We start from the raw sequence: 19,100 nt of genomic DNA on the forward strand, positions 1-19,100 counted from the left end.
CTGTCGACGTCAGTCGGGATCACTCGTCAAACAAGGGGGTCACTTCCGAAATAGCCGTGTCCTTGTATTTGGATCCAGGGAAAACAGAACCGATTTCGATTTCCAGCCACGCGGCTTCCACGGGCGTTTCGAAGACGTAACGCTCGGCACCCATCGTGTCGCTCAGGCTGAGGATCCGGTTTGTGCCGTCGGACAGGGTAATGTTGGCGGTTCTGACGCGGGCGTTCTTGCGAAAGATGTCCCGGTTCTTGGCGTAACCGTTGACAATTTCGAAGCCCTGGAGCGATCTGGTCCGGTCAAAGGCAAACAGGACCTTTTCTCCTGCTCCGTCCCCGGAAACGCCCTCGACCCAGGCGGTCGATGTCTTGCCGTCGAACAGATTTCCAGGGCCGTAACGGTTTCCATATTGCGGATCGAGCACGGAACTGGCGCAGACCTGCAAGCCGCTGTTGCCGGTGCGTGCCGGGCTGCACATTTTGGCGGCGTAGTCCGGCAGGGGATTGTGACGGGCCGCCGTCAGGTTCTTGGCCCGCTTGCTTTCCGATCCGGTGTCCCCTGAACGGCTCGCCGGTGTGGTTTTGGCAACGGGCTGCTTGCTGTCTTCCGATTTTCCACCGAAATAGAATTCTCCGATGAGGGTGTCGTTTAACCAGGGTTCCTGGCGTTCGCCCGTGGATGTGTAGACGCTGTCGCGCACGCGGCCCATCAGCTGGCGGACTTCCAGATCGGGTGTGCCGATCATACGAGCCAGCGCTTCGGTGAAGGGACTGTTGGAGCCCGACCCGTCCAGCGCGATTTCGTCAGGCGCTGTGGCGAAGGCGATCATCATGCCTGCCGCGTTTGCTTCCAGCCGGGCCAGTCCGTTTGTCGTTCCCCGGGACAGGGAGCGCGGCAGGGGATTGCTGCGGCAAGCATCCAGGAAAACCAGCTTCAGCCGCGCCCTGGAGGCTTCCATGATTTCCAGAAGGTCGTCGGCCTTGACCGCCTGGCCGGGCAGGTCCGTCGCGGTCAGGATATCTGCATCCACCGGCAACAGCCAGTTGCGGCCGTCCACCTGAACGCCGTGGCCGGCGTAAAATACCAGAGCGACATCGGCTCCTTGCGCCCCGCGCCCGAACCGGGTGAGGCCGTCCTGGAACGCCTGCCGGTCGCCGTCGATAACGCGGACAACATCGAAACCGAGTTCGGAGAGTTTGCCTGCGATCAGGTTGGCGTCATTCGAGGGGCTCGCCAATGCCGGCATCGATTGGTAATTGCCATTGCCGATGACCAGCGCGACCTTGCCGGCCGCATGCGCCATCGACGACATGGCGAATACCATTACAAACAGCCAAATGCCTGTCATCGTTCTCGGAATTGCGGTCATTTCCAGTCTCCAGCGAGATAAAAGAAAACCGATCCCAGGAGAGGAACGCAAGGGAATTTTCCCTTGCGGGAGGTCTCTTCAGTTTTTTCTCAAGTCAAAGGTTGGTGACCGCAATGCGCAGGAACGGGTAAGTCACGTCCCGGGTACTTTTCTGCCGGAGCGCATGACCGGGCCGCCGGAAACATGCCTGGGGCGTTCGATCTTCGGTGCGCCGGCGGTCAGCGGGCGCTCCGCGTAACGGCCGAGGGCCCTGTGGCGGTCATACATGACGATGGCGCCTGCCATGGCGACGTTGATGCAGAACTTGGTCGGGATCTTCACCACGTGAGCGCAACGCTCCAGCATCTGCGGCGACAGTGAGCCACGCTCGGGACCAAGCACATAGGCCGCCTGCAACGGATGGCCGAAGCTCGGCAGATCGATGGACTCCTCGGTGAGCTCGATGCCGACGAGCTGACATCCGGCGGGCAGGTCCATCGTCTCGACGCTGTCCCAGGTGAAAACCGGCAGATGACCGGGGCTCTTGGAGGTGTCTGACGGCGGCGCCTTGCGGAGTTTGCGGTCGGCATCGACGGTGAAAAAGAAGTTTGCGCCGAAAGCGTGCGCGGAGCGCATCAGCGTGCCGAGGTTCATCCGTTTGGAGAGGCCTTCCGCCCCGACCGCAAAATATCCGCGCATTCTGTCTTTCCATTGTTTCCGCTTTTCCAGGGTAGGGACCCATCAAATTGAACTTTCAGGCATCAATCCGACAAAGAAGAGCAATGAAAAGCCTCAAGAGCCATGTTGATGCATGGGGTAAAGGCTTTGACGCGGCTCTTCGCAGCCGGATTGATGCCTGAAAGCATAATTTTATGGGTCCATACTCTAGCCCTCATAGCGGAAAGTCGGCGGAGCTGAAAGGTACGCCGCCAAAAGGCCGGGTTCTGCGTGCCCCGAAGATTATCCGGAAAGCCTATATCTGCGGCGGATGTCCATTGCTAACCTGCCGTTTCCATTTGTGCTTCAAGAGGTCGCCGTGAAAGCCTGTCTTTGCAAAACCCCGGGTCCGGCTTCGGGTCTTGTCGTCGAGGACATTCCCACGCCGACAGCCGGACCGGGCGAAGTCGTCGTCCAGGTGAAGGCTTGCGCGCTGAATTTCTTCGATACGCTGATCATTCAGGGAAAGTACCAGTACAAGCCGGAGCTGCCGTTTTCGCCGAGCGCGGAGTTCGCCGGTGTCGTTGACTCCGTCGGCGACGGCGTGACGGAGCTGTCCTGCGGCGACCGGGTGATGGGCTACATGCGCTGGGGCGCGGCCCGGGAAAAGGTCGCCGTGCGCACGCAGGACCTCGTGCGCCTGCCGGAGGATATTTCTTTCGAGATCGCCGCCGGTCTCACGGTGACCTATGGGACGACATTGCATGCTTACCGTGACAGGGGCGGGCTTCGCGCCGGGGAGACCGTGGCGGTGCTTGGGGCTTCCGGCGGTGTCGGCCAGGCGGCAGTCGAGATCGCCGCGATCATGGGCGCGAATGTGATCGCCTGTGCATCCTCGGAAGAGAAACTGACCTTCGCGAAGTCGCTCGGCGCTCATCAGACGGTCGACTATTCCAGGCAGAACCTGAAAGAGACGTTGAAGGAGTTGACCGGTGGCAAAGGCGTTGATGTGGTCTACGATCCCGTTGGCGGCGATCTGTCGGAGCAGGCGCTGAGGGCAACGGCCTGGGAAGGCCGTTTCCTGGTGGTCGGATTCGCGGCCGGCGACATTCCGAAAATTCCTTTGAATCTGCTGCTTCTAAAAGGCTGCGACATGCGCGGTATCTTCTGGGGGGAAGCGCTGAACCGGGATCCGGAAGGTCACCGGAAAAACATGGTGCAATTGCTGGACTGGGTGCGGGACGGCAAGCTGAAGCCGCATGTTCACGCGGTCTATTCGCTGGAACAGGTCCCTGAGGCCCTTGAGGAAATCGCCGCCCGGCGGGTGCGCGGCAAGGTGATTGTCACGCCCTGAGGGACTTGTCACGCGGCTGCAGGTTGGCGGTTCGCCTCAGACCGAGAATTCCGCGATTACCGGAGCGTGGTCCGAAGGCTTTTCCCAGCCGCGGGCGTCGCGCAGGACGCTCGTGCTCTTGATGTGGGGCGCCAGAGGTGACGAAACCCAGACGTGGTCGAGACGGCGGCCCTTGTCGGCCAACGACCAGTCCTTCGCCCGGTAGCTCCACCAGGTGTAGAGTTTTTCCTCCAGTGGCGTGAACTGGCGCATGGCGTCCAGCCAGTCACCGGCCTTGCGGACTTCTTCCAGCAGTTCGATTTCGACCGGGGTGTGGGACACCACTTTCAGAAGCTTCTTGTGGGACCATACGTCGTGCTCGAAAGGGGCGACGTTGAGGTCGCCGACGAGAACGGCCGGCTTCGCCGTCTCCGCACCGGTGAGCCAGCCTTGCATTTCCGCCATGAAATCGAGCTTGTGGCCGAATTTCGGATTGATCGTGCGGTCGGGTTCGTCACCGCCGGCAGGCACGTAGAAATTATGCACGCGCAGGCTGGCTCCGTTGAAGGGAACATCCGCCGCGACATGGCGGCTGTCGCCCATGTCGCAGAAACCGCGTTTTTCCACATTGCTCAGCGGCAGCTTCGATAGCGTCGCGACGCCGTGGTAGCCCTTCTGGCCGTTGATGGCCATATGCTCGAAGCCGGCCTTGCGGAAAGCGTTTTCCGGGAAATTGGCGTCCGGGCACTTGGTTTCCTGAAGGCAGATCACATCCGGCGCGATTTCCTCGATCAGCTGCTCCACAATCGGCATGCGCAGACGCACGGAGTTGATGTTCCAGGTGACGAGCTTGAGACGGTCTGTCATGAGGTCCTTGCCGGAGTGGTTTTAAGGTCTCTCAAGTCATAAGGATTCGACTCGGGAGTGCAACGGATTTCAGTATTCGGGGGTGACGTCCGGGGTGCTGCCGCTTGCGCCTGCAAGAGGGTGTGCCTGCCGGGAGAACGGACAGGGCGGGCCACAAGACCGGCACCCCGGTCTTTGTCCTTGACCGGCCGCAATCGGGCCCTAATTGCCGCTTCTGTCACAAATGGACGGGTGCCTTTGCCGGAAAAACGCGATTTTGTCCACGTTCCGTTAGGAAATCACAGGCATTTTGAGCCGTTAAAACAAGCTTTTCTTAACCTTTTCGAGGATGCTGTGCTGCCCCTGATAAAGACCCTTTGTTCCATCGTCGGCTTTGTCGTTCTAGGCTCCTGTTCGGCTTACGACTTTCCGGATCCGACTCCGGAAGACTTTGCGGTCCACGGCATCGATATCTCGCGTTGGCAGGGGGACATCGACTGGGTCAGGGCGAAACAATCGGGCGTCGCCTTCGCCTGGATCAAGGCGACGGAAGGCGGCGATCATGTGGATCCGCGCTTCGTCGAGAACTGGGTTGGCGCCCGCCAGGCCGGTGTGCCGCGCGGCGCCTATCACTTTTATTATTTCTGCCGGCCGGTCGAGGAGCAGATTTCCTGGGTGAAGGAAATCGTTCCCCGCGACCCGGAGGCGCTTCCGCTGGTCCTGGACATGGAATGGAACGCCCATTCGAAAACGTGCACGACGCGGCCCGGTCGGCCGCAGATCTTGCGCGACATGAAGATATTCCTGGACGAGATGGAAACGTATTACGGCAAGCGACCGGTGATCTACTCCTCCGTGGATTTTCACCGCGACCGGCTTGTGGGTGCGCTCAAGGGCGAGCAGTTCTGGCTGCGCTCGGTCGCCACCTACCCGAACAACATCTACGACCAGCGTGACGACTGGGTGTTCTGGCAGTATACGGCGGAAGGGTCCGTGCCCGGTATTCGCGGCGATGTCGACCGGAACGCCTTTTTCGGCACGAAGTCCCAATTCCGCGACTGGCTGAACGGCAAGCTCAAGCGCTAGGGTCCGTACCCGAACTGTTTCCGGCCTGAGGGGGTGGAAAAGGCGTGTGCGAAAACCTGCGCACCTCCTGAGGTGTTTGTCATATCGCCGATTTAGCGCTTGGCGGCCGGCGACAAGCGGGCGAATTCTTCCAGCGTCTCCGATCCGGCCGAGAATTATTGTTTGGTCAGATCCTGCGCCAGCATGAGCGCATTGCCGTCCGGATCGTAGAATGTGGCGGTGCTGACCATGCCCTCTATGGTTTCGGTCTCACCGTCGAATTTCACATTCTCCTTTTCAAGGGCTGCCCGGGCCGAGGCAATATCCGCAACACCAAACACCGGCACCAGGTTGCCCGGAGACGGTTCCATCTGCTCGCCCAGTCCAAGGGTAACCCCTTCCGTCTTGGTCTGCATTTCACTCCAGCCGGCTTCGTCAATATGCATGAGCAGCTGGAAGCCCAGGTTCTTCTCATACCACTCCGCACTGGCATGGCGGTCACGCACCGACAGGGCGAGGGTGATGGTGTTTTCCAAAGAAACGACAGGCATGATGCTTTCCTATGTAGTAAAAATATAGTAGCTATAATTCATGGATATGCCGCTGCTTGTCAAGCTCACATCGAAAGCCTGGTCCCTCAAAACTCTGGCGCTGCTGCATTCCGGCGTTCCGGGCCGGCAGGCACCGTTGATCGCAGCGACCACGGCGTCACGCAGTGCCTTTGCCACCAGCCTGGAGCACCTGATCCAGTTGGGACTGCTTGAGAAAAACCCGGGTCATGGCCACCCGCTCCGGCCGGAATTCCGTCTGACGGAGCAAGGCAAGGTGGTTGCCGCCATGGCCCACCGCATCCTGGAAGCAGCACCGGGCGAGGACGGGTTTGGGATTTTGAAACGAAGCTGGCCCGTTCCCGTCCTGGCGTTGACGGAGGCTCCCAGCCGGTTTTCCGCCATCAGGTCCGGTCTGGGTGCGATTACCGATCGCGCACTTTCCAGGTCACTGGGAATGCTCGAGGAACGGGAGTGGCTTCAGCGTGAGATCGATGTGTCACAGCGCACGCCGTTTCCGACCTATCAGGCGGTGAATGCGGGGCAGATAATCAACCGGGCCATAGGACTGAGCCTCCAGGGTCTGTGAAACTCAAACGTCCACAGGCTCCAGAGACGTCGGTCCGGCTTCGCGGCTCTAACCTATTGCACGAAGATTTGGTGCGCGATGTCCCTGCCATTGCTGACGGTGACCTGCGTGAAGCCGATCAGTTTGCAGAAATCGAGAAAATTCAGCTCCTGCGGTTGGGCGGAGCGGGCGAAGATTTCCGTGGAACGTGCCATGGATGTCAGCGATGCCAGGAGAGCGCGCAGCCGGTACAGGGTGTCGTACTGACTGTCGCCGGTTGCCACGATAATCAGCTTCTCGAGGTCTGTGCCCTTTGCGAAGAGATGGTAGCCCACGTGGAAGTTGTGCTCTTCATTCTTGTTTGCCAGGCCGATGACGAATCCGGCGCGCGACTTCTTGCCGGCGTCCGGTGCGGGGGCGAGTTCGGAAACATAGGCTTCCCGCGTTTGAGGCACCGGGTAATAATATCCGGCATGGGCATCAAGAGCGGCTGCCGGAAAGGTGAGGGTGGCAAGACCCAGCACCGAAGCGGCAAGAATGGCCGCGATCATTCGAATCTTTTGCATGGTGACGTGCCCCGTGACTTTCCCCGTTTCACTTGAATGACAACCGCTTCCGGTGCGGGAAACGCTTCGCATCCAGCCCCATCAAGCCGCGAACGCAAGCCGGACGCAAGCCAGGTGAGCAATCATCCGGGGGAAGACAGATTGGAGAAACTATGCAGCGCTATATTTTCGCCACGATGTATACTCACTTCCTGGTGGTGTCGGGGCGTAGATTTTCGGAGTTTTCAACATGCTGATCCGCTTGTCGCTGACGATGATCGCGGTCATCCTGACGGCGCTGCCGGCTGCCGCCCAGTCCCGTCCGGCGATTGCCTATACGACCGCCAATCTCAACATGCGCGCCGGTCCGGGCACCAATTACCCGGTTATCATCACCGTACCGCGTGGCGGCGGTGTGACGATTTTCGGCTGTACCCCCGATTACAAATGGTGCGATGCCGCCTTCACCAATGCGAAGGGCTGGGTGTCGGGCAAATACCTCAATTATGGCGGTGACGGCGGCTATTACGGCCAGCCGATCCCGAATGCCGGGGTCTATATCGGCGTGCCGCGCTATCAACGCAACTACCCGGACTACCGCCGCCCGCCGGTCGTGGTGCAGCCGGTGCGGCCGGCTCCCTACAGGCCAAGGTATCCGGGCTATCCGCCGCGCTATTTCGAACATCAGGTCTATTAGAGGCTGTCGCGGTAAATTGAATTCAGGAAGTCGCCCGAACACCTTTGCGGTGCAAACGTTGCCTCGGGTGACTTCCTGCGAACGTCGATCCGCTTAAACGCGGCACGCTCCGGAAAGGCCTGCCGGCCGACCTACTGTGCCGGCACGGGTGCAGCCATGACCAGCGACCAGAACACCTTGTGCTTGGCATTGGGCGCATAGGCGGTCGCGATGCCGAGCCGCGTCGCGTCCTTCATCAGCAGCACTTCGTTGTGCTTGGGAGACTCCCGCCAGCCCGAGAAGGCTTCCGCGAATGTGCGGTAACCGCCGCTGACGTTCTCGGAGGCCGCGGTTTTCGGCTCGCCGATGGAGATCATGCGCGCCGCCAATTGCTGGCCGGGGGCGAGCGAGGCTTTCACAGTGCCTGCGGCAGCCATGGCATCGGCCTGGGACGCGGCAATCGCGGAAAGCTGTGCATCGGGCGTCACCGGACCGAGGCCGCTGTTGATACGGTATTGGGAAATCATCTGCGCGGCGGTGGCGGCATCCACCTGACCGTCGACCCGCGCCAGATCCTGATAAAAGGGCGGTGTCTGAATACGATCGCCCGTGCAGGCGGCCACGGCAAGCGCGAGCGCGCCGGCGGCTGCAAGTGTCAGGGATCGGTGCCCGAGAGGAGTGTCTGCCAAGATTTTGAATTTCCCGCGATTGTCAGGGACATGATTCGCCCCGCCGGCAAGGTGATGGGACGACAAGTGAGCAGAATTGCGGCGACACGGTGAATACGCCCTGGCCTCGGGGTGCCGGCCTTAGAAAAAGTCTCTGGTGATCCGCGGCGGCCAAGAATCACGCGGCCGTTGCATTCGCGTGATGTGCGGCGAGGCTCTTCAATCAAATGGCCAGCCCGCCGGGGCGGGCTGGCCGGCTGCAGAACAGCCTTTCGGGAGCTTTGGAAGTCGATATCTGAATACGGGCGGGCCCCATTCGCATATCAGCGGTTGGAGGCCTCCAGAACATCCTCATAGGTGCGCAGGCCGGTGGTCGGGGCGCAGACGAGGACGGACATGTTGCCCGGGGCATGTTCGTTCTTCCACATCTTGGTATGCGCCCTCGGGATCTGGTCCCAGGGGAAGACCTCGGACATATAGGGGTCGATCCGCCGTTCGATCATCAGCTTGTTGGCGGCTGAAGCCTGCTTCAGATGGGCAAAATGGGAGCCTTGCAGCCGTTTTTGGTGCATCCACATGTAGCGGACGTCGAAGGTGCAGTTGAAGCCGGATGTCCCCGCGCAGATCACGACCATGCCGCCCTTCTTGCAGATGAAGGTCGACACCGGGAAGGTTGCCTCGCCCGGGTGCTCGAAGACGATATCGACATTGTTGCCCTTGCCGGTGATATCCCAGATCGCCTTGCCGAACTTCCGGACTTCCTTGAACCAGTCGGCATATTCGGCGGAATTGACCTTCGGAAGCTGGCCCCAGCAGTTGAAGTCCCTGCGGTTGATCACGCCCTTGGCGCCGAGATCGAGGACAAACTGGCGTTTGTCCTCGTCGGAAATCACGCCGACGGCATTGGCGCCGGCGGCGGTGATGAGCTGGATGGCGTAGGAGCCGAGGCCGCCGGAAGCGCCCCAGACAAGAACGTTCTGGCCGGGCTTCAGCTCATGCGGGTGATGGCCGAACAGCATGCGGTAGGCGGTGGCGAGCGTCAGCGTGTAGCAGGCGCTTTCCTCCCAGGTGAGGTGTTTCGGCCGCGGCATGAGCTGCTGGGCCTGCACGCGGGTGAACTGCGAGAAGGAGCCGTCCGGCGTCTCGTAGCCCCAGATGCGCTGCGAAGTGGAGAACATCGGGTCGCCGCCGTTGCATTCCTCGTCGTCGCCGTCATCCTGATTGCAGTGCACGACGACTTCGTCGCCGACCTTCCAGCGCTTGACCCTGTCGCCGACCGCCCAGACGATGCCGGCCGCATCCGATCCGGCGATATGATAGGGTGCGCCATGGCCGTCGAACGGGCTGATCGGTTCACCGAGACCGGCCCAGATGCCATTGTAATTGACACCGGCCGCCATCACCAGAACCAGAACCTCGTGGCTGTCCAGTTCCCAGGTCGGTACGACTTCAAGCTGCATGGCGTCCTCGGGAGCGCCGTGACGCTCGCGACGGATGGCCCAGGCATACATGTTCTTCGGAACGTGGCCGAGAGGCGGGATCTCACCGATCTCATAAAGGTCTTTCACCGGAGCGTCCTCACGTGTTCGGTTGTCATTGGCTTCGGCTGCTGCTGTCATTCTGCTCCCCTCCCAGGGCTGTGGTCTGCGGCACCCCTTCGCAAGTGCACAAGGATTTTCAGGGCCTGAACCCGCTTTTGCGCAACTATTGTTCAAAATTGTGCTGCACACTATACGACTATTGCTTAACTTGCGTTTTGACTCCAAGCATATTTTGCATTGCACATTAGGGGTTTCGCAGCTTTGCAAACTCCGGCACACTTTCGACCGCGGATTGCAAACCGGGCCAAAGGGTGCGCTGAGATACAAAAAAACAGGCGTCAGAAGGCCTTAGGAGGATAAGCGGCATGAGTTCAGAAGGTGGCAGCGGCGCGGGACGCGACCGTCCCTGGATTTTCAGGACCTATGCGGGTCATTCGACCGCCGCTGAATCGAACAAGCTCTACCGTGGTAATCTTGCCAAGGGTCAGACAGGACTGTCGGTGGCCTTCGACCTGCCGACGCAGACCGGTTACGATCCGGACGACCTTCTGGCGCGTGGTGAAGTGGGCAAGGTTGGCGTGCCGGTGGCCCATCTGGGCGATATGCGCGCCCTGTTTCACGAGATCCCGCTGGAGCGCATGAACACGTCCATGACGATCAATGCGACCGCGCCCTGGCTGCTGTCGCTGTACATCGCCGCGGCGGACGAACAGGGGGCGGACCGCAAGCTTCTGTCCGGGACCACCCAGAACGACATCATCAAGGAATATCTGTCGCGCGGCACCTATGTGTTCCCGCCGGCACCATCTCTGCGGCTGACGACGGACGTGATCGCCTGGACCTATTCCAATATGCCGAAATGGAACCCGATGAACGTCTGCTCCTACCATTTGCAGGAAGCAGGCGCGACACCGGTGCAGGAGCTGTCCTTCGCGCTGGCCACGGCCATCGCCATCCTGGATTCCATGAAGGCGAGCGGCGCTATTCCGGAGAAAGATTTTCCGAAGGCGGTGGGGCGGATTTCGTTCTTCGTCAATGCGGGCATGCGTTTCATCACCGAGCTTTGCAAAATGCGCGCCTTTACCGAATTGTGGGACGAGATCTGCCTGAAGCGCTACGGGGTGGAGGACGAACGCTACCGCCGGTTTCGCTACGGGGTTCAGGTGAATTCGCTGGGCCTGACCGAGCAGCAGCCGGAAAACAACGTCTACCGTATCCTGATCGAAATGCTTGCCGTGGTGCTTTCCAGGAACGCCCGCGCCCGCGCCGTGCAGTTGCCGGCCTGGAACGAGGCGCTGGGCCTGCCCAGGCCGTTCGATCAGCAATGGTCTCTGCGCATGCAGCAGATCGTCGCCTTCGAGACCGATCTTCTGGAGTATGGTGATATTTTCGAGGGCTCTTCGGAAATCACCAAGAAGGTAGAAGACCTCAAGGCGGAGGCGCGCGAGGAACTTGTCCGGATAGACGCCATGGGCGGAGCCGTCGCCGCTGTCGATTCCAGCTACATGAAGCGCCAACTGGTGGAAGCCAATTCGGCACGGCTGGCTGCGATCGAGGCCGGAGAACAGATCGTTGTCGGCGTCAACAAATGGGCCGACAGCGAGCCTTCGCCGCTGGGCGGCGGAGAGGACGGCGCGATCCTGACCGTGGCGGAGCACGTGGAAGAAGAGGCTGTCGGCAAGGTGAAAGCCTGGCGGGAGGCGCGCGATGCGGCCGCGGTCGCGTCGGCACTGAACGAGCTGGAAAGCGCCGCTCGGGAAGGACGCAATATCATGGAGCCGTCCATAGCGGCGGCGAAAGCCGGGGTCACCACCGGCGAATGGGGCCGCGTCCTGCGCGAAGTTTTCGGAGAATACCGGGCTCCCACGGGGGTCGGGCAGGCGGTGCGCAACGATGCGGGCGATCTGGCAGCGGTCCGCAGTGCGGTTGAGGCCGTCTGCGGCAGGTTGGGCCGGCGGTTGAAATTCCTGGTTGGAAAACCCGGTCTCGACGGGCATTCCAACGGTGCGGAGCAGATCGCCGTAAGGGCTCGTGACTGTGGCATGGAGGTCGTCTATGAGGGCATCCGCCTGACGCCTGCGCAGATCGTCAATGCAGCGGTAGAGGAAGACGTGCATGTCATCGGGCTCTCCATTCTTTCCGGCTCCCATCTGGCGCTGGTGGGCGACGTGATGGACCGCCTGCGGGCAGCAGATGCGGCAGACATCCCTGTTGTTGTCGGCGGCATCATTCCCGATGAGGACGCCGGCCGGCTGAAGGCCATGGGGGTTGCCGCGGTGTATACGCCGAAGGATTTTCAGCTCACCGATATCATGGCAGACGTGGTCAGAATCGCCGGTAGTAAAGCCGAGCAGGCGGCTTAGGTTACGGGCCTTGTCTCAAGGCAACTGTTCTGAACTTCGGAATGGATTTCTGAATGTATGGCAGCCCGGTGAGGCTTTTTCTTCCCTGAAACAAAGAGTTAACCTTACGTAAAGCTTTGTTAACCCTTTGTTGAGAAACTGGTAGGGTTCCGCCAGAAGGCGGCAATTCTCTGATGGCCAGGAGGCCGGAATGGCGACGATCGAAAGGCCGCAATCGGCCCAAGTCGTGGCGCATGCGACAGAGTATCCAGCGGATAGGGACGGTGACGGAACCGGCCGCGACCGCAGAAAAAAGAATGAGTCCGCAGAGCGCCATCACCCCGATACCGGACAGTCCGATGACAGTCCGGCTGTTCTCATTGACGCGCATCATGCCGTGAACCACACGCTGGACGGTGTTGCCGCCTACCGGGCGACAGCCCTGCAGGTGCTTGAGCCCGGAATAGACCACGGACCTGTGAACCCGCTGCGCGGGCCCATAGACCGGCTTCCGGCAGGCAACATCCGGGATGCCTATGAAGACCATGGCGACGATGACGGCCCACATGAAGTGAACGTGGCGACCTGACCAAAGGTATTAACCGTGGGCGAAACCTCCTGAATAACCCTTGACGGGGTCGGCAGGCTTCCCATATCGCGCTGGATACGTATGAATGCGTATTCGGCGTGGTAGCGGATTGCGCCGGACTGTTTCAGGACACGGGAGAATCCACGGCTTTGGCAGAGACGATACTTGGCCTGGCGGCGCAGAACCTGCTGTCGCCGATCATCCTGTTTTTCGCACTGGGTCTCGGGGCGGCGTTGGTCCGATCCGATCTGTCGGTGCCGGAAGCGGCGGCGAAGGCCCTGTCGATCTACCTGCTTTTTGCCATCGGATTCAAAGGCGGGGTCAGCGTCAGCGGCCACGGCATCGATGCTGGCCTGCTGATGTCTCTTTTGGCCGGGTTCGTGCTCTCCTTCGCCATTCCCTTTGTGGCTTTCGGGCTCTTGCGGGTGATGACCTCGCTCGGCACCGTCGATGCGGCTGCGGTCGCGGGCCACTACGGTTCCATTTCCATTGTCACCTTCGTGGCGGCCACCTCGGTGCTGCAGAGCCAGGGTCTGGCAAGCGAAGGCTATCTCGTGGCGGTAGCTGCAGTGATGGAGGCGCCCGCCATCCTTTCCGCGCTCTGGCTTGCCTCACGAGCCTCTTCAGACGGAACGGGTCAGCCCGGCAGAACCTCTGGTCTCTGGCGGGAAATCATGCTGAACGGCTCTATCGTTCTTCTGGTCGGATCTTTTGTCATCGGCTTCCTCTCCGGGCCCAAGGGCCTTGCGGACATCGAAAGCTTCATCGTCGCTCCCTTCAAGGGTGTGCTCTGCCTGTTCCTTCTGGATATGGGCCTGGTTGCCGGACGTGGGCTCAGGGCAAGCGCCAAAGAGCTGCGGCCGGGTCTGATCGGGTTCGGGATCCTGATGCCGATGATCGGATCGGTCGCGGGGCTTGTCGCGGCCAGCCTGATCGGACTTTCTACAGGCGGCACGGTGCTGCTGATGACGCTAAGCGCCTCCGCATCCTATATCGCGGTGCCTGCAGCCATGCGTGTCGCCCTGCCCGAGGCCAATCCGTCCATCTATCTGACCATGTCGCTGGGGATTACCTTTCCGTTCAACCTGACAATCGGAATTCCCCTCTATCTCAGCATCGCCCAGGCAATCGGAGGATAAATCCGTGGACATGAAGGACGCCAAGCGGGTCGAAATCATCATCGAGGCGCCGATGGAAACCCGGCTCACCGACGCGCTCGATTGCGCCGGTGTCACCGGCTACACGATCCTGCCGGTCATGGGCGGGAGCGGCAGCTCCGGACGCTGGAGCCGCGAAGGCCAGGTCTCGCGCGCCGGCGGTATGGTTGCCATCATCTGTATCATCCGCCCGGACAGGCTCGACGCGCTTCTGGAGGCGGCCTTTGCGGTGGTCGAACGGCATATCGGCGTCATTTCCGTCAGCGACTGCGCCGTGCTGCGGACCGAGCGGTTCTGAGCCTGGCCAATGGCGTGTCGCTCAACTGCGCCGGTGCCGGGTCGTCCGCCGCAACGCGGCAGGAATGCCTTTTTCTCTTTTTCGCCTGTGGACGGGTCAGCTCTCCGGCTGATTTGCATTCCGCATGTCAGGTGCTATGAACCTCGCCAACGTCTGACGGTTTCGGGCGGCAGCACGGGTTTGGGAGACAGGCATCTTGAAATTTCCGGCACATCTCTTGGAAGGCTACGGCCGTTATCTGGGCAAGGGTTTCGTTCGAAACAGGGAAACACATGAGCGGCTCGCGCTTTACGGCCAGACTCCTGAAGTCATGGTTATTTCCTGCTGCGACAGCCGGGTGACACCGGAAGGCATTTTCAATGTCGGTCCGGGGGAACTGTTCGTGGTTCGCAATGTCGCCAATCTGGTGCCGCCTTACGAGGATACGGAAGGCCAGCACGGCACCAGCGCCGCGATAGAATTCGCCGTCGAGGGGCTCAAGGTCAAACATATCGTTGTCATGGGTCATGGCCAATGCGGCGGCGTGACGGCCTTCCGCGAAAACGCCAATGCACCGATGGCGACCGGAAAGTTCATCGGCCGCTGGATCAAGCTGCTTGAACCGGCAGCCATTGCCATGGCCTGCATGCCTATAGACAAGGCGGACGATCCGCAGCTTGCCATGGAATACGCAGGCATTCGCCAATCTTTGAAAAATCTGAAGACCTTTCCCTTTGTCGAACAGGCGCTTGAGCAGGGCACCCTTGAGCTGCATGGCGCCTGGTTCGATATCGGATCCGGCGAGCTCAGGGTCATGAGCCCGGACAGCCAGCGTTTCGAAAAAGCCGAACCCGATTTCATCGCGGACTGACAAGAGGTCTCCCTGCGCAGGACAGGAGATCAGGCATGTTGTTGCAACTGCTGTCGACAGGATGCGACCGGATGAAAAAAGAGCGCGGCTGGGGCCGCGCTCTTTTCTGTTTCCGTAGGGTTGAGCGGCGGTTCAGGCCGCTGCGACGTTCTTCAGGAAGTTGTCGACTTCCTGCTTCAGTTCGTCCGTCCGGGAGGAGAGCAGACTCGAGGCATCGAGAACTTCCCGTGAGGATTGCGATGTCTCGTTCACCGTGCTGGAGAGATCCGACATGCGCGAGGATACGAACGTCGTTCCTTCCGCCGCTTTCTGGGCGTTCTGGGAAATCTCTCCGGTTGCGGAGCCCTGCTCGTTGACAGCCGCGGCGATGGTGCCGGTATAGGAATTCACCTCTTCCATGATCGTGGTGATCTCGGCGATGGCACCGACGGACTCCTTGGTGGCTTCCTGAATTGCCGTGATCTGGGCACTGATCTCCTCGGTTGCCTTGGAGGTCTGGGTTGCCAGTTCCTTCACTTCCGCCGCGACGACGGCAAAGCCCTTGCCGGCTTCTCCAGCCCGGGCCGCCTCGATCGTGGCATTGAGCGCCAGAAGGTTGGTCTGTTCGGCGATGGCCTGAATGAGTGTGACCACTTCACCGATCTTCGAGGCGGAGGCCGCAAGACCCTCGACCTTTTCGTTGGTCACTCGCGTGCCTTCGGTGGCGCGGTCGACAACTTCGGTGGTCTGGGACACCTGACGGGAGATTTCGCCGATGGATGCCGAGAGCTCTTCCGCGGCGCTTGCCACAGTCTGAACGCTGGACGTCGCATCGTCTGCGGAGTTCAGGGTCTCCGTCGCGCTTGTCGCGCTCTGCCCGGAAAGATCCGAGAGCCGGCCTGCAGTGCCTTCGAGGCCGTGGACGGTTTCGTCGACGGAATTCAGAACGTTGGAAATGCTGTTCCGGAACGCACCGATAAGGTCCTGGACATTGCTCTGCCGTCCGGTGGCCGCCGCTTCGGAGTGCTTTTGCTGCTCTGCAAGCTCCAGCCTCTCAATGGCGCGGGATCTCAGTGTGTTGACCGCGTTCGCCAGAACGCCGATCTGGTCGGTGCGGTTTTCATAAGGCACCGTGATTTCCAGATTGTCCTGGGCAATCTCGCCTGTGATTTCGGCGAGTTTCGTGATTGGACGCATCTGCTGGCGGATTGCATAGATCAGCAGCAGCATGGACACCAGCATCACGGGCAGCGTCCAGAGGATGTAGCGGCTCATGAGTTCGGTGACATTTGCCTGAACGGCTGCCTTCTCGACGCCGGCATAGAGAATACCGATGGTCTCGCCGCTGTTCGAGAAGATCGGCTGATAGACGGTGTAGTAATCCTTGCCGAGAATGTTGGCCTGACCGTGGAAGGTATTTCCCTTCGTCACGATCGGATAAACGGCGCCGTTTTTGCCGAGCGGCGTCCCGACGGCACGCTTGCCATCACCCTTGATGATGTTGGTGGACTTGCGCCAGAAATCCTTGCTCTCCGGATCCCACGCAAACACGGTAGCCGTCTCGCCCGTCATGCGTCCGATCGAGTCAATCATGTCGTGGTTGTCGAAGCCCGGGATTTCGGTGACTTCGATCTTCGACACGTTGCCGTCGGAGGTCCATGATACTCGTGCGCCCTCGATGCGTTCTTCCAGAAGTGTCGCGGCAACGCGCAGGTTGACGTCCTGTTTTTTGAGAGCCGTATCCTGCGCCTGTTTTGACGCCACCTGATATAGAATCACGCCCACAACGAACATTGAGAGTACAAGTAAACCCGTTGATATCATTGCGAGAGTTGACGTAACGCTTAAGCGTGAATAAAGACTTTTCATGTTGCCCCTCATAGCGAATCTGAGGGAGACACTAGAGTAATTTTGTAAATATTCAGAAAATGAATTATACTCAGGGTTGCTTTTGCGTATTCCGCTCTTTCTTGGGCATGTATTGGTAAAATTACTACTAGAATATTTTCTGTTCAATGTTGTTGGCTGCCAGGGCATCCAGGCCGCAGACGTCCGTATGTCAAAGAATGGCCATGCTTCCGGCGGATCTATTTCTTTGTGTCCGGTTTTTCGCCTGGGTGGGGCCGTGAGACTGCCGCTCAAAAAAACGGGCGCCGTCGGGCGCCCGTTCAATCAGCCGGTGCTCATATGAATGCGCACGGTATGCTTTCGAAGAATGTCAGGCCGCGGCCTTCTTCGGGGTGATCAGTCCACGGTTGATCAGGACTTCGGCGATCTGGACAGTGTTGAGGGCTGCACCCTTGCGGAGGTTGTCGGAAACGACCCACAGGTTCAGGCCGTTCTCGACGGTCGCGTCCTCGCGGATGCGGGAAATGTAGGTCGCGTCCTCGCCAGCGCTTTCATAGGGTGTGATGTAGCCACCGTCTTCCTGTTTGTCGATCACAAGGCATCCAGGCGCTTCACGCAGAATGCTGCGTGCCTCGTCCGCCGAGATCTCGTTCTCGAACTCGATATTGACGCTTTCCGAGTGCCCGATGAAAACCGGAACGCGGACCGCGGTGCAGGTTACCTTGATCGCCGGGTCGAGCATCTTCTTGGTTTCCGCCAGAACCTTCCATTCTTCCTTGGTGTAGCCGTCTTCCATGAAGTCATCGATATGCGGGATGACGTTGAAGGCGATGCGCTTCGTGAATTTGCTCGGCTCGATCGGATCGTTGACGAAAATCGCGCGGGTCTGGTTGAACAGCTCTTCCATCGCTTCCTTGCCCCCGCCCGAAACGGACTGATAGGTGGACACGACGATACGCTTGATCTTTGCGTGATCATGCAGCGGCTTCAGCGCGACGACGAGCTGAGCGGTGGAGCAGTTCGGGTTGGCGATGATGTTCTTTTTGGAAAAGCCGGTGATTGCGTCGGCGTTCACTTCCGGCACGATAAGCGGGACATCCGCGTCATAGCGCCATGCGGAAGAATTATCGATGACGATGCAGCCCTTGGCGGCGATCTTCGGCGACCATTCCTTGGAAACGGTGCCACCCGCAGACATCAGGCAGATGTCGGTGTCGGAGAAATCGTAGTTCTCCATCGCCTGGACCTTCAGCGTCTTGTCGCCGAAGGAGACTTCCGTTCCCTGGGAGCGGCGGGAAGCGAGCGCGATGACTTCATCGGCCGGAAATCCGCGCTCGGCTAGAATGTCCAGCATTTCGCGGCCGACATTGCCGGTGGCGCCTGCGATTGCGATCTTGAAACCCATTGGATAAGTCCTTGTCCGTCTCCCCGCATCACCGGCAGCCCGAATTCGATGGGCGTGTCCGGCTCCCGGCACCTCCCATCCCCGGGGAGGCGGGATGAGCGGCACCGTCAGGCGGTGGTCTTGGTGGTCTTGGTTGTGTGTTTAAGAGCGGTTGCGGCAGCCGTCAGGGTCTCGCCGCGCAGGAAGGTCGCGCTGGCAAGGGCCTTGGACATCGTATCCAGAATGTCGGCTTTCAGCCGGGTCATCGGAAGCTCGCAATCGTCAAAACTTGAGACGGCGCTGTTTTTGCCCGGAATTCCTCAGGAGTCAACCGGGAAAGCCGTTGCCGGCGACAATCCCCTGTCAGCGATTGAATTGTCAGCCGTTGAAGAGCTGTCCCGGTCCCGCCCCTTTCAGGGGGAGGCCTGCCAGCGTCATCATGTGCCAGGCAAGAGCCTGGTTCGAACTTATCACCGGCTTGCAGGCAAAAGGCGTGCGGCGTCCGCAAGCCGGTCGTTCATCCCAGCAAAGGTTTCCGCTGTCACCTCGGGGGCACTTTCAATCCTGCTGTGATAGAGCGCCGCGTCGTCGCGGCTGAACAACTGCCGGAATTCGTCCTCGATGGTCTCGTCCACGGACAAGACGATCAGGCCGAGGAGTTTTTTCCGCTGCGCGTCGTCATCGAGCTTGAACGGCAGTTTCATTGGAGACTCACCGTTTCAACCGAGGATGACCGGAATGTCCGGTTCGGCGGGTTGGCTGAGAAATTCCGGCATGCCGTCGCGGATCACGATGTTCTCCTCGTGGACCATCATTTTTCCGTTGCCCAGATCGATGCCGGGTTCCAGTGTCAGAACCATG

The 19,100-nt window shown here is 60.1% G+C and carries 21 protein-coding genes; 9 read left to right on the plus strand and 12 right to left on the minus strand.

Annotated features, from left to right (window positions below; genetic code table 11):
- Positions 1–19: 19 nt before the first annotated feature.
- Both OA90_RS24350 and OA90_RS24355 read right to left on the minus strand, forming a co-directional pair.
- Positions 20–1,366 carry a caspase family protein gene (locus OA90_RS24350; RefSeq protein ID WP_068418987.1) on the minus strand — a complete coding sequence of 449 codons (1,347 nt, stop codon included), beginning with the start codon at positions 1,364–1,366 and terminating at the stop codon, positions 20–22.
- Positions 1,367–1,498: 132 nt separating this feature from the next.
- On the minus strand, positions 1,499–2,044 hold the full coding sequence (locus OA90_RS24355) for an RNA methyltransferase (protein WP_068418990.1): 546 nt from the start codon (positions 2,042–2,044) through the stop codon (positions 1,499–1,501).
- Positions 2,045–2,381: 337 nt separating this feature from the next.
- Between OA90_RS24355 and OA90_RS24360 the strand changes: the two genes are divergently transcribed.
- Positions 2,382–3,356, plus strand: coding sequence for an NADPH:quinone oxidoreductase family protein (locus OA90_RS24360; protein WP_068419111.1), 975 nt, complete (start codon positions 2,382–2,384; stop codon positions 3,354–3,356).
- A gap of 36 nt (positions 3,357–3,392) precedes the next feature.
- On the opposite strand, the gene xth is transcribed toward OA90_RS24360, so the two are convergent.
- Entirely contained in the window at positions 3,393–4,202 is an 810-nt protein-coding gene (gene xth, locus OA90_RS24365; protein ID WP_068418993.1) for an exodeoxyribonuclease III, read from the minus strand.
- A 333-nt stretch (positions 4,203–4,535) separates the two neighbouring features.
- On the opposite strand from xth, the gene OA90_RS24370 reads away from it, so the two are divergent.
- A complete protein-coding gene (locus OA90_RS24370) occupies positions 4,536–5,267 on the plus strand; it encodes a GH25 family lysozyme (RefSeq protein ID WP_068418996.1) in 732 nt (243 codons plus the stop codon).
- A 155-nt stretch (positions 5,268–5,422) separates the two neighbouring features.
- On the opposite strand, the gene OA90_RS24375 is transcribed toward OA90_RS24370, so the two are convergent.
- On the minus strand, positions 5,423–5,797 hold the full coding sequence (locus OA90_RS24375; protein WP_068418998.1) for a VOC family protein: 375 nt from the start codon (positions 5,795–5,797) through the stop codon (positions 5,423–5,425).
- A 40-nt stretch (positions 5,798–5,837) separates the two neighbouring features.
- On the opposite strand from OA90_RS24375, the gene OA90_RS24380 reads away from it, so the two are divergent.
- Entirely contained in the window at positions 5,838–6,383 is a 546-nt protein-coding gene (locus OA90_RS24380; RefSeq protein WP_068418999.1) for a winged helix-turn-helix transcriptional regulator, read from the plus strand.
- 53 nt (positions 6,384–6,436) lie between these two features.
- Here the strand turns inward: OA90_RS24380 and OA90_RS24385 are convergent, their stop codons facing one another.
- Complete coding sequence (locus tag OA90_RS24385; protein ID WP_068419001.1) at positions 6,437–6,928, minus strand: hypothetical protein; 492 nt, start codon at positions 6,926–6,928, stop codon at positions 6,437–6,439.
- A gap of 229 nt (positions 6,929–7,157) precedes the next feature.
- Between OA90_RS24385 and OA90_RS24390 the strand changes: the two genes are divergently transcribed.
- Positions 7,158–7,604 (plus strand): SH3 domain-containing protein, encoded by a 447-nt coding sequence (locus tag OA90_RS24390; RefSeq protein WP_068419005.1) that lies wholly within the window; start codon positions 7,158–7,160, stop codon positions 7,602–7,604.
- Between the two features lie 131 nt (positions 7,605–7,735).
- On the opposite strand, the gene OA90_RS24395 is transcribed toward OA90_RS24390, so the two are convergent.
- Complete coding sequence (locus OA90_RS24395; RefSeq protein ID WP_082837257.1) at positions 7,736–8,272, minus strand: CAP domain-containing protein; 537 nt, start codon at positions 8,270–8,272, stop codon at positions 7,736–7,738.
- 302 nt (positions 8,273–8,574) lie between these two features.
- On the minus strand, positions 8,575–9,870 hold the full coding sequence (gene ccrA, locus OA90_RS24400; protein WP_068419008.1) for a crotonyl-CoA carboxylase/reductase: 1,296 nt from the start codon (positions 9,868–9,870) through the stop codon (positions 8,575–8,577).
- A gap of 287 nt (positions 9,871–10,157) precedes the next feature.
- On the opposite strand from ccrA, the gene OA90_RS24405 reads away from it, so the two are divergent.
- The 5 genes from OA90_RS24405 to OA90_RS24425 all read left to right on the plus strand — a co-directional run bounded on the left by OA90_RS24405 (position 10,158) and on the right by OA90_RS24425 (position 15,028).
- Positions 10,158–12,155 (plus strand): protein meaA, encoded by a 1,998-nt coding sequence (locus OA90_RS24405; protein ID WP_068419013.1) that lies wholly within the window; start codon positions 10,158–10,160, stop codon positions 12,153–12,155.
- 190 nt (positions 12,156–12,345) lie between these two features.
- Positions 12,346–12,723, plus strand: a complete 378-nt coding sequence (locus OA90_RS24410) for a hypothetical protein (protein WP_068419016.1) — start codon at positions 12,346–12,348, stop codon at positions 12,721–12,723.
- A 149-nt stretch (positions 12,724–12,872) separates the two neighbouring features.
- Positions 12,873–13,862, plus strand: a complete 990-nt coding sequence (locus tag OA90_RS24415) for a sodium-dependent bicarbonate transport family permease (RefSeq protein WP_068419020.1) — start codon at positions 12,873–12,875, stop codon at positions 13,860–13,862.
- Between the two features lie 10 nt (positions 13,863–13,872).
- Positions 13,873–14,178, plus strand: a complete 306-nt coding sequence (locus OA90_RS24420) for a transcriptional regulator (protein WP_068419023.1) — start codon at positions 13,873–13,875, stop codon at positions 14,176–14,178.
- Positions 14,179–14,374: 196 nt separating this feature from the next.
- Positions 14,375–15,028: a carbonic anhydrase gene (locus tag OA90_RS24425; RefSeq protein ID WP_068419027.1), complete on the plus strand. Its 654-nt coding sequence runs from the start codon at positions 14,375–14,377 to the stop codon at positions 15,026–15,028.
- A gap of 132 nt (positions 15,029–15,160) precedes the next feature.
- Here OA90_RS24425 and OA90_RS24430 read toward each other — a convergent pair whose 3' ends face one another.
- The 5 genes from OA90_RS24430 to OA90_RS29355 all read right to left on the minus strand — a co-directional run bounded on the left by OA90_RS24430 (position 15,161) and on the right by OA90_RS29355 (position 19,099).
- Positions 15,161–16,771, minus strand: coding sequence for a Cache 3/Cache 2 fusion domain-containing protein (locus OA90_RS24430; RefSeq protein WP_208986292.1), 1,611 nt, complete (start codon positions 16,769–16,771; stop codon positions 15,161–15,163).
- 454 nt (positions 16,772–17,225) lie between these two features.
- Positions 17,226–18,260, minus strand: coding sequence for an aspartate-semialdehyde dehydrogenase (locus OA90_RS24435; protein ID WP_068419030.1), 1,035 nt, complete (start codon positions 18,258–18,260; stop codon positions 17,226–17,228).
- A gap of 107 nt (positions 18,261–18,367) precedes the next feature.
- Positions 18,368–18,505 (minus strand): hypothetical protein, encoded by a 138-nt coding sequence (locus OA90_RS28720; RefSeq protein ID WP_156510626.1) that lies wholly within the window; start codon positions 18,503–18,505, stop codon positions 18,368–18,370.
- 204 nt (positions 18,506–18,709) lie between these two features.
- Positions 18,710–18,943: a hypothetical protein gene (locus OA90_RS24440; protein ID WP_068419033.1), complete on the minus strand. Its 234-nt coding sequence runs from the start codon at positions 18,941–18,943 to the stop codon at positions 18,710–18,712.
- 15 nt (positions 18,944–18,958) lie between these two features.
- A complete protein-coding gene (locus OA90_RS29355; protein ID WP_208986293.1) occupies positions 18,959–19,099 on the minus strand; it encodes a hypothetical protein in 141 nt (46 codons plus the stop codon).
- Between the last annotated feature and the right edge of the window lies 1 nt (position 19,100).

The sequence above is a fragment of the Labrenzia sp. OB1 genome (assembly GCF_001624695.1).
Taxonomy (GTDB): domain Bacteria; phylum Pseudomonadota; class Alphaproteobacteria; order Rhizobiales; family Stappiaceae; genus Roseibium.